Below are 12389 nucleotides of genomic sequence, written 5' to 3'. Positions count from 1 at the left end.
CCGGCATTTTTAGAATGTCGGGTATCTGCTGTATCTCTCAGATGATTTTTTTCTAGTAGAAAAGTAATTAATAGAAACGAGGAATTAAATTATGTCAAATCCTACAATTGCAATTGTTGGTCGTCCAAATGTCGGTAAATCAACATTGTTTAATCGGATCGCTGGAGAGCGCATTTCGATCGTTGAAGATACTCCAGGTGTTACACGCGACCGGATCTATGCAAAAGGCGAGTGGCTAGACCACGAATTTTCAATTATTGACACCGGCGGAATTGATATTGGTGATGAACCATTTATGGAGCAGATTAAACAACAGGCACAGATCGCTATCGATGAAGCGGATGTCATTTTACTTGTTGCGAGCGGAAAAGAAGGCGTCACTGATGCCGACGAAGCTGTTGCTAAAATCTTGTATCGTAGTAAAAAACCGATTATCTTGATGGTTAATAAGGTCGATAATCCTGAAATGCGAAACGATATCTACGAATTTTATTCACTGGGTTTAGGTGAACCGTACCCTGTATCAGGAAGCCATGGGCTCGGCTTGGGAGATGTACTGGATGAAGCAGTCAAACATTTCCCAGCAGATAATGAAGAGGATGAAGACCAGTCAATCAAATTTAGTTTGATCGGCCGTCCAAATGTCGGTAAATCTTCTTTGATTAATGCTATTTTAGGTGAAGATCGTGTCATTGTTTCTGATATTGAAGGAACGACACGTGACGCGATTGATACAAAATTTGTTGGTGAAAATGGTCAAGAGTTTACGATGATTGATACTGCTGGAATGAGAAAACGTGGGAAAGTTTACGAAAACACTGAGAAATATTCTGTGATGCGTGCAATGCGTGCCATCGATCGTTCAGATGTCGTTCTCGTCGTTTTAAATGGAGAAGAAGGCATTCGGGAGCAAGATAAACGAATTGCTGGATATGCTCATGAAGCGGGCCGTGGAGTGATTATTGTCGTTAATAAATGGGATTTGGTAAAAAAAGATACCAATACCATGAAAGAATTTGAGGAAGAGATTCGTGATGAGTTTGCCTACTTAGATTATGCACCAATCGTCTTTGTGTCTGCTATGACGAAGCAACGATTGAACAAGATTCCGATGATGATTGAAGAAGTCAGCATGAATCAAAACTTACGAATTCCTTCATCTGTCCTGAATGATATCATCATGGATGCGGTAGCGATCAATCCGACACCAACAGATAAAGGCAAACGTTTGAAGATTTTTTATGCTACTCAGGTTGCGGTAAAGCCACCAACTTTTGTTGTATTTGTGAATGAAGAAGAACTGATGCATTTTTCATATGCGCGCTTTTTAGAGAATCAAATTCGAAAAGCTTTTGAATTTGAAGGAACACCGATAAAAATAATCGCCCGCAGAAGAAAATAAGGTATTTTATCATACTTTTATTTTGCTGACAACAGATTTCACTGAATGATAAAACAACCATGAATTTTATGCCATTAATCGCTAAAAACCTTGCTAACATAAGGTTCTTATGCTATCGTTATAACAGAATATTGACCAAATCAATATTTCTTTACTGATGACTGGACCACTCAGTTTATCAGTTGATGTTTTTAACATCAATACTCATTTCTCAGGAGGTGAATTCATTCATGGCAAACAAAGCAGAATTGATCGAAAAAGTTGCAGCAGCTACTGACTTAACTAAGAAAGACGCTACAGCTGCTGTCGATGCTGTATTTTCAACTATCCAAGACGCATTAGCTGAAGGTGAAAAAGTTCAGTTGATCGGCTTCGGTAACTTTGAAGTACGTGAACGTGCGGCCCGCAAAGGACGTAACCCACAAACTGGTGAAGAAATCGAAATTCCAGCAAGCAAAGTACCTGCATTCAAACCAGGTAAAGCGCTAAAAGATGCAGTTAAATAATTTTTGCTGCTGAAACCGTTGTGACTCTAAAGTCGCAACGGTTTTTTTCTCTAAAAATAGAACTAAGATTATTTGAATCTTATTTCCGCGAAGAATCGTTATTTCACTCAATTTTTAACTTATTTTTCATTTTACGAAAGGCTTTGCTTACGATAGAATAATAAAGAGGATTTAATGAAAAAGAAGAAGGTGGGTGAAGCGATGTCGAAGGAGAAATTGTACTATGTACCAAAAAATGATTCTTGGCATTCATATGAATTTCTTGCACAAAGACAAAATGATCCTAAGTGGCGACAAGCTTTTTTGGAGGCAGAAGCACAAATAGAAAGAGAAGATAAAAAGAGGAAGCGGCGCAACTTTATCATATTACTAATATCAGTTCCACTAATACTCATCGGTGTGATGGTTGGATTATATTTCTATGGGTCCTCCGATGATGAAGTTATTCCAAAGCGGGAAATAAGTTTAAATGATTCTACAGGTGTGTCAACAGAAACAACTGCTGAATCATCAACAGTTGATACGTCGAGTATTGGACAGGTATTGACTACACCTTGGGGAGAACAAGTTACGGTCCTGCGTATCTTGTCAAATGGTGAACGGGTAATTAAGGAGGGTTATTCGCCATCAGATTTAAATAACGATGGTGTGCTCACTTTTGAGGAATTGTCTCAGGTGGAAGAGCGGGCAAATCAACAACCGTATCAACAGACACCACAACAAGGACAGAATTATTATCAGCAACAAACACCGCAGCAGGGTCAAAACAATCAGCAACAGCAGATCCCGCAGCAAGAACAAAATCAACAGCAAACGCCGCAAGGAAATCAAGGCGTTCAATCAAATCAATCAAATGGGGAACAAAACCCTTCGAATCAAGAAACGCCAGTCCAGGACCAACAGCAAACACCACAAAATCAATAAGTCATATAATTTATGTGTAGTGAGTTTTCAATCTATTCAAAAATATAGAAACTTGAAAGATTTTGAGGAATATCCTAGAAATAACTATCAGCCTTTCGCAGATTTGTTGCGGGAGGTTTTTTTGTAGTATAAAATGAAGTAAACGGGGTGAACGTGATGGAAGTAACATACCGAAACAAACTTCAGGAGACGCGAATCACGTATGGTGAAACCGTCGCTTCAATGATGCGCAAAAAAGATTTGGAAAATAAACAGATTCTATTTTGCGGCAACCAGCGTTATTATGATTTATACGCGGAAAAGTTAAGACAATTTATTCCAAAATCAAGTACACATGATTGGTTCATCACGCCGAATAATCGCTATTGCAATACTATGGATAATTTTCAAGAGCTGATTCACTTTCTGGAACGGTTTAGTCGGCAAAAGGAAACGATTTTTCTTGGAATTGGTAATGAAGGGGTAATAGAACTGTTAGGATTTACTCACCATGTGACAAACTTTGATACCGAGCTGTGCTTTTTACCAGTTTCGCTGAGATCCTTTGCTCAAAGTCTCTCGTTTGTTGATCAAATTCTCTCAGAAAAAAATTTAATGACAGTCATGGAGATTGAAGAGGTGCCTCAAAGCATCCTATTTGATCATACCTTAGCAGATCAGCAAAAAACCGGCAAAATGGTGGATCTATTGACGTTGATTCGCTGTGGAATCGTTTGTGATTACCCTTTTTTACAAAGTCTGTATGTAAATTTTCCTACCAGCGAGGCGCTTTTGCAGCAGTCATTCTCGGCGTTTAGCGAAAGGCTGATCAATTATTATCAAACCAACAGTCAACAGCTCAATGATTTCGGGAAAACCTTTGAGAAAGCTTTTTTTCAAACGGAAAACGGCTCGCTGCTATCAAATAGTATGAAAACAATGTTCGGTCTGTTGTTTGAATTGGCATGGAATGTTTCAGCAAGTAATCTTCATTTCAATTTCAAAAATTTTATGATATGGTTGGTGCGATTAGGTTTTCCAATCATTGTACCAGAGGGAATCTCGTTGGCTGATTACGGTCAGCAGGTGATTGCACTAGCAAAAGAAAAACCACTGGCGGGATTAATTCAAGTCGGTGAAGTCGGAATGAAAAAGGTTCCGACGCAAAAAGAATTACTTCAAACATTTGAAATATATCAAAAAATCGTTACAGAGATCAGGGGAGAATAGATGTCAAGTTATAGTGAAAAAATGCTCGCAGCACTAAAAGATGAAGATTTAGGCGAGGCCAATCTACTGTTTGAAGAGGCCCTAAAAAATGACGAACCAGAAATACTGGCAAGTTTAGCAGAAGAACTTCAAGCATTGGGATTTCTAGAGGAAGCTAAACGTATTTTGGAGAAATTGTTAAAGGATTTTCCAGAAGAGGATGTCTTTTATCTTTCATTAGCAGAGATTGCCATCGAGAATGATGACATTGATGGTGCCTTTGAATATTTAGAAAAAATTGAACCAGAAAGTGATAATTATTTAGAAAGCCTACTAGTAACAGCTGATTTGTATCAGGTCTTAGGCATTCCAGAAGTGAGTGAAGCAAAATTATTACAGGCAAAAACGATTGCACCAGAGGAACCGTTGATTACCTTTGCTTTAGCTGAACTTCACTTTACAACCAATCAATTAGGAGAAGCCATCAATGAATATGGACAGCTTCAAAAACAAGGAGTCGACGAAATTGCCAACATCTCGATTGATGAGCGAATCGGTACAGCCTATAGTATGATGGGGGGCTTTGAAGAAGCCATTCCGTTTTTAGAACGTGCTTTAGAGCAGGAACATACCTCTGATCGTTTATTCCAATTAGGTTTTACTTACTATCAAATCCACGATCATCAAAAAGCGATCAACTATTTGCAAGAACTGATTACGCTTGATCCACAATATCAAAGCGGCTATTACTATCTTGCTGACAGCTTGAAAGAAGAGGAGCTGCTAGAAGAAGCGTTGCTTGCCGCTGAAGAAGGGATCAAGGAAAATCCTTATCAGGTCGAGCTCTTACATTTGGCTTCAGAAATTGCTTATCGTTTACGTGATAGCAAAAAGGCAGAGGAATTATTGCTGCAAGCTCTTGAAACGGGGGATAAAACGGATGAGTCCCTGTTAACCTTAAGTAATCTGTATTTAAATGAGGATCAGCCGGATAAGGCGATTGAAATGATTAGCCAAATGGAGGAAGAGGGAAATCCTTATGCCGCATGGAATTTAGCTCAGGCTTATAACGAACTAGAGGATTTCGCGGCTGCCGGTACGTATTATAAACAGGCTTATGAGGATTTAGCTCATGAACCAGATTTCTTAAAAGCTTACGGCATCTTTTTACGAGAAGATGGGCAATTGGAACCAGCCCGCGCTGTATTAACCAACTATTTAGAAATGGAACCAGGTGATTTGGAAGTACAATCATTACTAGAAGAGTAGAGAGGTGAGGAAAAATGATCGATGTAGGTGAAAAACGCGAATTTCTTGTTTGGTTGATCAACAATGTGAGTTTTCAACGGCGAGAAGTGATCTGGATTTTGAACTATCTAATTAATCATGAGGCGATTTTGCGAAATGTCCATATTGTGGAGCAAGCTTTAGAAACAGAACGTGGATTGGTTTTTCGCGATATCACTCAACGAGAAGAACCGATGGTATTTTCGATTGAAGGTCATCAGTTTTCTAATAGTGATCAAATTTTTCATGAGATTCGTCTGCATTGGCAACAGCCTTTATACTTGGAATGTGTGTTTCCGCATTCTTGGCAAAATGCCCAATACTTATCCGTGCTTGAGGACAATCCTGCTCTTTCATGGAATGACAATGTAAGTGAGGAAATTATTTCAGAAGTTGAGAATTTCTTGAAGTACCAGGAAAAAGAAGCTCAAATGAATCTGCTCAAGAAACAAATTGATATGGCTCTAGAAGATGGTGATAAGGAAGCTTTTCTAACGTTATCAGATGAGTTGAATCGCTTGAAACTTAAGCTAAATAGTTAAAAGCATCGCACGACTGGCAATGAATGTCAGTCCGTGCGATGCTTTTTAATTGGAGCGTTTTAAAGTAAATCTTCGTCGCTGAGGCCTTAAGTAAGTAAATCCTTCACCCTCAACATCATGGACGTTACTAATTAGGATAAAGGCCTTTTCATCAACAGAGTGGATGATTTTTTTCACTTCATTTATTTCCTGTTGAGAAACCACAATATAAACGATGCGTTTTAATTCTGATGAGAAGCCACCTTCACCATGAAGATAAGTTACCCCTCGTTCCAAATGCGCCATCAATAATTCAGCAATTACATTGCTTTCGTTTGAGATGATCATCACACCCTTGGCTGCATAACCGCCTGAAGATAGTACATCCACGACTTTACTAAAGACAAATGAGACGATTAGTGTGTACATCATTCGTTTCAGGTCTAGGTAGGTTAATGAACAGATCAACACAACGATATCGAAAATCAGCAATGATTTTCCCATGGTGAAGCCGATCTTTTGTTCCAATATTCGAGCGATGACATCAGCACCGCCGGTTGTTCCACCATTACGATAAACCAAACCGCTGCCAAAGCCGGCAAATAACCCCGCCAAAATTGATACGATAAATAAATCGTGGTCCAAGTTAATCTGCAGAGGGATTCTTTGCCAGATCCACAAGAATACCGACAAGCAAACGGTTCCTAAAATGGTGTAATAAAAAGAACGTTTTCCCAAAATTTTTCCGCCAATCAAAATCAATGGAATATTGATGAGTAATGTTGTGTAGGCGGGATCAATGCCAAAAAGAGCGCGAATAATCAATGTAATACCAGTGACGCCGCCTTCTGCTAAATGATTCGCAATATTTAAATAGACGAGACCAAATGCATAAATCGCTGTTCCCACCACAATAAATAGAATTTCTTTGATCCGTGTAGTCATAGTCGTTTCCATACGACACCTCCTGTTTTTATTTGCTGATTGGATAGTGAGTAAAACCTGATTCTGTACAATTTCAGTCCTCAACCAACATAGCATGAAATTCAGATAGTTACAACAACATGATAGGAAACAAATCTGTTTTTTGATAAGATAGGTTTGAGGTGGTTTGATGAATGAAAAGACAATGAAAATCATGCAACAGGAAGTTGATGATTATATTCAACAATTTAAAACCGGTTATTTTTCTCCGCTCGGGCAAATAGTCCGTTTAACAGAGGAAGTTGGAGAGCTAGCCCGCGAGGTTAATCATTATTATGGAGAAAAGCCAAAGAAAGAAACAGAGAAGCCAAAAACAGTCGAAGAAGAACTGGGAGATGTCCTAGTTGTGACGATTATCATGGCGAACTCTTTAGGGATTGATTTAACAGAGACCTTCAATCGCAATATGGCGAAGTTTAACCAACGCGATCGTTTTCGTTTCGAGCGCAAAGATGGTTTGACGGAAGGGGAGACACAATGAGATTAGAAGCTTTTCCATTAGAATTTCAAGGTGCGATGCCGATTCTGCGTAAATTGCAAGAAGCAGGGTATGAAGCTTACTATGTTGGAGGCAGCGTGCGAGATATTCTACTGAATAAACCAATCCATGATGTTGACATAGCTACCAGTGCTTTTCCGGCAGAAGTAAAAGAACTGTTTCATAGGACCATCGATGTTGGAATTGATCATGGCACAGTGATGGTAATTACAAAGGAAGCCACCTATGAAGTGACGACATTTCGAACGGAGTCAACCTATCAGGATTATCGTCGTCCGGATCATGTGGAATTTGTTCGTTCGCTAAAGGAAGATTTAAAGCGTCGTGATTTTACCATTAATGCGTTAGCCGTGGGAATCGACGGAACGGTGATTGACCTGTTTGATGGATTAGACGATCTGCGAAATAAAGTTTTACGGGCAGTGGGAAATCCCTATGAACGATTTCACGAGGACGCTCTGCGGATGATGCGTGCTCTACGATTTGTAAGCCATTTGGGCTTTACATTAGAGCCTAATACCTTCGAGGCGATTCAAGAATATCATTCACTATTAGCTAAGATATCTGTGGAACGGATCAACGTAGAATTTGTCAAACTAATGATGGGTTCCTTCAGAGAAGCAGGCTTGCGTTCTTTTGTCGAATCAGAATGCTATATTTATTGTCCAGGGCTGCGTGATTACGGCACTGCGTTATTAAATTTTTCTGAGCTTCACGGGCCTGCCGTTCCAACTGAGCGACAAGCATGGACGCTTTTAATGATCATGTTGGATATGAATATCACAGATATCCGCTACTTCATGAAGGAATGGAAATGTTCTAATCAATTGATTAGAGAAGTAACTGAGATGGTACCGGCTCTACAATTCCGTTTGAAATTTGAGTGGGATAATTGGACATTATATCAACTTGGCAGAGAATTGGCATTGTCTGTAGAATACTTACTTTATTATTTTGATCGCGAACCAAACCTAGCAAAAATTCGTTTGCTTTATCAATTTTTGCCGATCTATTCATTGAAGGATTTAGCTTTAAAGGGCAATGAAGTGAAGGATCATTTTGATTATCCTCGCGGACCTTGGATCAGTATGACTTTAAACAAATTGGAGCAAGAAGTTGTTGAAGGGAATTTGAAAAACGAAAAAGAAGCATTACTTGCTTTTGCAGAAGATTTTTTAGAAAAGGAGATGTCATGAAAAAATTAATCCAGCTTTATCAAGTTAAAGAAGAACAAACAGCGTTAAAAATGGGTTCAGGTGATTTAGAAGTGTTGGCGACCCCAGCCTTAGTAGCGATGATGGAGAATTGTGCTAAGCAGCTCTTAGCACCCGAACTCTCTTCTGAGCAGACCAGTGTTGGCTTTAAAATGACGCTAAAGCATTTAGTACCGTCTACTGTGGGAGCAGAGGTAAAAGTTGAGGCAGAAATGCTTGAAAATGAAAGAAACAGAGTGTCATTTTCCATTAAAGCCTTTGACGGAAAGCAATTGATCGGGGAAGCTGATCATCAGCGAGTAATTGTAGAAACAGCAGCTTTCCTAAAAAAAGTGAAGTGAGAGCACAACATGTGACCGTTTACTCAAGGTATGCTAAACTTGTTTTAGATTAGTAGTGAGGAGAATGTAGAATGGCAAGAGAAATGACAGCGTTAAAATTCTATTTTCGTAATGGCGAAACATGGACGATTGATCGTCGTTACATTGGCGATTTGTGGATTAAACAAATTACCACTAGCTTCGGAAGAATTCATGGGAGTGAATTTGTAGAAATTCATCCATGTGCGGGATTCAAGATCGAAATTTATCAAGAAGGCGACCATGTTCAAACAACAGATATCAACTTAGGCGGACTAGAGCTAGGAATGTTTGAACGTGCACGTAAATTCGAAGACATCGAACGGATGGATATTATTTATCGTGCAGGGCATCCTGATTCTGTGTATTTCCCTTATAAGGACAAAGACACTGAAGGTCTTGACAATGTATACCAATCAACAAAAGTTTCTGAAAAAACAAAAAGCTTATATATCGTAATTGATCCAACGAAAAATGTGGATGATGTATATGGCGATCAATTTTAAAAGATATTTAAAACAAGCATTCAATTAAGGATGCTTGTTTTTTTGTCACTTTTTTGTGTTGGTGTGACCAGAAAAAGAATTCCCTGAATTTCGAACTAACTTTACAATTAGTTTATCATTTGAAGCAGATTTCTAAAGAAATTACTAAGGTACCGGAATAATTTTGGGTACTTCCTTGATATATTGTTCAGGTACCTGTATTATATAAATGTAAGGTGCCTGAACAAAATAAGGAGAGATTATTATGGAAAATCAAATGAATGAACAATTTGTGAAGCTACAACATGACTTACGACGTTATTACCATCGTCAAATGGCAAAAAATCAGGGTTACGGTCCACATCGAGGTCAAGGAAGGGTACTAGCATTATTAAAGATGAATCCAGAGATTAGTCAAAAAGATTTGACGTTCGACCTTGGCATGCGAGCTCAATCAGTTGGAGAATTATTGCAAAAGCTAGAGGATAAAGAATTGATTACCCGCGAAGCCTCAGAACAAGATCGTCGTGTGATGATCATTCGTTTAACTGAAAAAGGTCGCGAAGAAGCTGAAAAGATTTCTGATGCGCCAGATTTTGGAGAAGAGTTATTTGCTGATTTTAGCGATGAGGAGAAGGCAGAATGGACACGATTAGTTGAGAAATTAAATGAAAGGTTAAAAAATGAGTTAGGCGAAGAAGATTCAGAGGAATTCTTTGGTGGAGGTAGAGGCTTCGATGGTCCACGACCATCGCATGGACATGGTCCACACGGAAGAGGTCCGGCTCATTCACGTCACTTCTTGGATTTTGCTGATTTTAATTGGTAAGAATTAAGAAAGGCTTCGCGAACTTGCTCAGCTTTTGAGCACCAAGTAGGTACTGTTCCATATCAGCTTTGCAAGCAGTCGCTGTGTGTCTCAGCAATAAGACCAAAATATTTCTAAATATTTTTGCTTATTGCCGGAAAAACTATTTTGTGAAGCCATATATGGATATGTCTGCTGTAAAGCGATATACTCTTCTGAAAATTTTATACTTTTTTTATAGTTGAGAAAGCCGTAAAGGAAAAATTTCCTTTACGGTCTTTTTTTGTTACAATAACGTAGAGAAATTTGAGGATGGTTTGAGATGAAAGAATTAAAAGTAACAGAGCTATACAAAACATTTGGAGATAAGACGTTATTTGATCGTATTTCCTTTTTAATTCACGAGAAAGATCGAATTGGATTGATCGGAGTCAACGGAACTGGTAAATCCAGTCTGCTAACAATTCTAGCCGATAAGGATAGTGGAGATGGTGATGTTTCGGCAATCGAAAAAGCGAGCGATTATCGGATTGGCTACTTAGCGCAGGAACAGCCTTTTTCTGAAGAATTATTGGTTTTGGATGTTGTTTTTCAAGGGAATAATCCGCTAATGCAGACAGTCCGCGACTATGAAAAGGCTTTACTAAATTTATCTCATGAGAATACTGCAGACTCTCAGCGACAATTTAGTCTAGCCGAAGAAGCGATGAATAAGCAAGACGCTTGGACAGCTGATAGTGAAGCGAAAGCGATCTTGAACAAGCTAGGGATAGACACATTGAATAAGCGAATCGGAGAGCTTTCAGGGGGACAAATCAAGCGTGTCGCATTGGCTCAAGTTCTGATTGATGCACCAGATCTCCTATTGTTAGATGAACCAACGAACCATTTAGACTACGATGCGATTCAATGGTTAGAAAGTTATTTGAAAAGCTATACAGGCTCACTGTTGATGGTCACTCATGACCGCTATTTCTTAGATCGAGTGACAAATCGCATTTTTGAGCTTTCTTTTGGTAATCTTTATGAATATCATGGAAATTATGAAGCGTATCTAGTTGAAAAGGCTGAACGTGATCGGATCGCCATTGAACAGGAAGGTAAAAGAAAACAGCTGTACAAACAGGAACTAGCCTGGATGCGTGCGGGTGCCAAGGCTCGAACAACCAAGCAGCAGGCGCGGATCAACCGGTTTGAAGACTTGAAAGAGAATCTAAATCAAGTCAAGACCGATGGACAGCTTGAGATGAACATTGCGACGACTCGACTTGGTAAGAAGGTTTTGGAAGTAAAGAAAGCTTCGTATGCGATCGAAGGGAAAAAAATTCTGGATCAGTTTGATTTACTAATTCAAACGAGGGAACGTTTAGGTATTACTGGGAAGAACGGGGCAGGAAAATCAACCTTGCTCAACCTTTTAGCTGGAAGATTACAAGTAGACAGCGGTGTTATTGAAATTGGTGAAACTGTTCGTTTGGCTTATTACACCCAACAAAATGAAACGCTTGCTCCCAATAAACGAATGATCGCCTATTTGCAAGAAGCGGCGGAGGAAGTCAAGCAGCGAGATGGTTCACAAATTAGTGTAGCGGAAATACTAGAGCGTTTTTTATTTCCTCGATTTATGCATGGAACACTAATTGGAAAATTATCAGGTGGCGAAAAAAGACGACTTTATCTATTAAAATTGCTGACTCAACAACCGAATGTTTTATTACTGGATGAACCTACGAATGATTTGGATATCGCCACGTTGACAGTATTAGAGGATTATTTACAGGAATTCTCAGGCGCTGTGATTACTGTTTCTCATGATCGTTATTTTTTAGATAAGGTAGCTGAAAAATTATTGATCTTTGAAGGAGATGGGAAAATTGTTTCTTATTTTGGCTCGATTGTGGAGTATCTAGATCAGCAAAAACCAGTAAAAGAGGAGAAGGCTGTTAAGGCAAAACCTCAACCAAAAGAGCGCAAGAAGAAACTTTCCTATAACGAGCAGAAAGAATGGGAAACAATTGAAGATGATATCGCGTTGTTAGAAAGTAAGATCGACGAATTGACGGAAGCGATGAATCATCAAGGCGATGATTTTACAAAATTACAGGATTTACAAAAAGAAATTGATCAGACGGAGCAGGATCTGGATGAGAAAATGAACCGCTGGGAGTATCTGAGCGAAATTATTGAGGAAAATTAAAATTTTTATTATGTG

Annotated in this window: 13 protein-coding genes; 12 read left to right on the top strand and 1 reads right to left on the bottom strand. The window is 39.0% G+C overall.

Translation table 11 applies throughout. The features are described 5' to 3' along the window. Positions 1-91: 91 nt before the first annotated feature. The 6 genes from der to AUF14_RS07240 all read left to right on the top strand — a co-directional run bounded on the left by der (position 92) and on the right by AUF14_RS07240 (position 5849). Positions 92-1402: a ribosome biogenesis GTPase Der gene (der, locus tag AUF14_RS07265; RefSeq protein WP_049220457.1), complete on the top strand. Its 1311-nt coding sequence runs from the start codon at positions 92-94 to the stop codon at positions 1400-1402. A gap of 230 nt (positions 1403-1632) precedes the next feature. Beyond that, positions 1633-1908 carry an HU family DNA-binding protein gene (locus AUF14_RS07260; protein WP_010744623.1) on the top strand — a complete coding sequence of 92 codons (276 nt, stop codon included), beginning with the start codon at positions 1633-1635 and terminating at the stop codon, positions 1906-1908. Between the two features lie 174 nt (positions 1909-2082). Next, positions 2083-2832 (top strand): hypothetical protein, encoded by a 750-nt coding sequence (locus AUF14_RS07255; protein WP_016179950.1) that lies wholly within the window; start codon positions 2083-2085, stop codon positions 2830-2832. 156 nt (positions 2833-2988) lie between these two features. After that, the gene (locus AUF14_RS07250) at positions 2989-4041 is read left to right on the top strand and encodes a hypothetical protein (RefSeq protein WP_049220459.1); all 1053 of its coding nucleotides are present in this window, start codon (positions 2989-2991) and stop codon (positions 4039-4041) included. Next, positions 4042-5289: a tetratricopeptide repeat protein gene (locus AUF14_RS07245; RefSeq protein WP_048718277.1), complete on the top strand. Its 1248-nt coding sequence runs from the start codon at positions 4042-4044 to the stop codon at positions 5287-5289. Positions 5290-5303: 14 nt separating this feature from the next. Next, the gene (locus tag AUF14_RS07240; protein WP_016179953.1) at positions 5304-5849 is read left to right on the top strand and encodes a YpiB family protein; all 546 of its coding nucleotides are present in this window, start codon (positions 5304-5306) and stop codon (positions 5847-5849) included. A gap of 45 nt (positions 5850-5894) precedes the next feature. Here AUF14_RS07240 and AUF14_RS07235 read toward each other — a convergent pair whose 3' ends face one another. Continuing rightward, on the bottom strand, positions 5895-6785 hold the full coding sequence (locus AUF14_RS07235; protein ID WP_016179954.1) for a YitT family protein: 891 nt from the start codon (positions 6783-6785) through the stop codon (positions 5895-5897). Between the two features lie 157 nt (positions 6786-6942). Between AUF14_RS07235 and AUF14_RS07230 the strand changes: the two genes are divergently transcribed. The 6 genes from AUF14_RS07230 (at position 6943) to AUF14_RS07205 (ending at position 12374) form a co-directional block, all read left to right on the top strand. After that, positions 6943-7293 carry a nucleotide pyrophosphohydrolase gene (locus AUF14_RS07230; protein ID WP_049220462.1) on the top strand — a complete coding sequence of 117 codons (351 nt, stop codon included), beginning with the start codon at positions 6943-6945 and terminating at the stop codon, positions 7291-7293. Further along, positions 7290-8507: a CCA tRNA nucleotidyltransferase gene (locus AUF14_RS07225; protein ID WP_016179956.1), complete on the top strand. Its 1218-nt coding sequence runs from the start codon at positions 7290-7292 to the stop codon at positions 8505-8507. The genes AUF14_RS07230 and AUF14_RS07225 overlap by 4 nt, the downstream gene beginning before the upstream one ends. Further along, positions 8504-8866 carry a thioesterase family protein gene (locus tag AUF14_RS07220; RefSeq protein WP_016179957.1) on the top strand — a complete coding sequence of 121 codons (363 nt, stop codon included), beginning with the start codon at positions 8504-8506 and terminating at the stop codon, positions 8864-8866. Before AUF14_RS07225 ends, AUF14_RS07220 begins: the two co-directional genes overlap by 4 nt. Positions 8867-8937: 71 nt before the next feature. After that, positions 8938-9390, top strand: a complete 453-nt coding sequence (locus tag AUF14_RS07215; protein ID WP_048718266.1) for a hypothetical protein — start codon at positions 8938-8940, stop codon at positions 9388-9390. Between the two features lie 244 nt (positions 9391-9634). After that, positions 9635-10198 carry a MarR family winged helix-turn-helix transcriptional regulator gene (locus AUF14_RS07210; protein WP_102865969.1) on the top strand — a complete coding sequence of 188 codons (564 nt, stop codon included), beginning with the start codon at positions 9635-9637 and terminating at the stop codon, positions 10196-10198. A 301-nt stretch (positions 10199-10499) separates the two neighbouring features. Continuing rightward, positions 10500-12374: an ABC-F family ATP-binding cassette domain-containing protein gene (locus AUF14_RS07205; protein WP_049219402.1), complete on the top strand. Its 1875-nt coding sequence runs from the start codon at positions 10500-10502 to the stop codon at positions 12372-12374. Positions 12375-12389: the final 15 nt, after the last annotated feature.

It is taken from the genome of Enterococcus avium, from assembly GCF_002891025.1.
GTDB lineage: Bacteria > Bacillota > Bacilli > Lactobacillales > Enterococcaceae > Enterococcus_A > Enterococcus_A avium.
Note: the sequence above shows the minus strand (reverse complement) of the source record. Positions and strands in the feature narration are given on the sequence as shown.

Excerpts from the sequence above, each read along its gene's own strand:
- der (WP_049220457.1), top strand. The coding sequence starts at position 92 with ATGTCAAATCCTACAATTGCAATTGTTGGTCGTCCAAATGTCGGTAAA.
- AUF14_RS07260 (WP_010744623.1), top strand. The coding sequence starts at position 1,633 with ATGGCAAACAAAGCAGAATTGATCGAAAAAGTTGCAGCAGCTACTGAC.
- AUF14_RS07255 (WP_016179950.1), top strand. The coding sequence starts at position 2,083 with ATGAAAAAGAAGAAGGTGGGTGAAGCGATGTCGAAGGAGAAATTGTAC.
- AUF14_RS07250 (WP_049220459.1), top strand. The coding sequence starts at position 2,989 with ATGGAAGTAACATACCGAAACAAACTTCAGGAGACGCGAATCACGTAT.
- AUF14_RS07245 (WP_048718277.1), top strand. The coding sequence starts at position 4,042 with ATGTCAAGTTATAGTGAAAAAATGCTCGCAGCACTAAAAGATGAAGAT.
- AUF14_RS07240 (WP_016179953.1), top strand. The coding sequence starts at position 5,304 with ATGATCGATGTAGGTGAAAAACGCGAATTTCTTGTTTGGTTGATCAAC.
- AUF14_RS07235 (WP_016179954.1), bottom strand. The coding sequence starts at position 6,785 with ATGGAAACGACTATGACTACACGGATCAAAGAAATTCTATTTATTGTG.
- AUF14_RS07230 (WP_049220462.1), top strand. The coding sequence starts at position 6,943 with ATGAATGAAAAGACAATGAAAATCATGCAACAGGAAGTTGATGATTAT.
- AUF14_RS07225 (WP_016179956.1), top strand. The coding sequence starts at position 7,290 with ATGAGATTAGAAGCTTTTCCATTAGAATTTCAAGGTGCGATGCCGATT.
- AUF14_RS07220 (WP_016179957.1), top strand. The coding sequence starts at position 8,504 with ATGAAAAAATTAATCCAGCTTTATCAAGTTAAAGAAGAACAAACAGCG.
- AUF14_RS07215 (WP_048718266.1), top strand. The coding sequence starts at position 8,938 with ATGGCAAGAGAAATGACAGCGTTAAAATTCTATTTTCGTAATGGCGAA.
- AUF14_RS07210 (WP_102865969.1), top strand. The coding sequence starts at position 9,635 with ATGGAAAATCAAATGAATGAACAATTTGTGAAGCTACAACATGACTTA.
- AUF14_RS07205 (WP_049219402.1), top strand. The coding sequence starts at position 10,500 with ATGAAAGAATTAAAAGTAACAGAGCTATACAAAACATTTGGAGATAAG.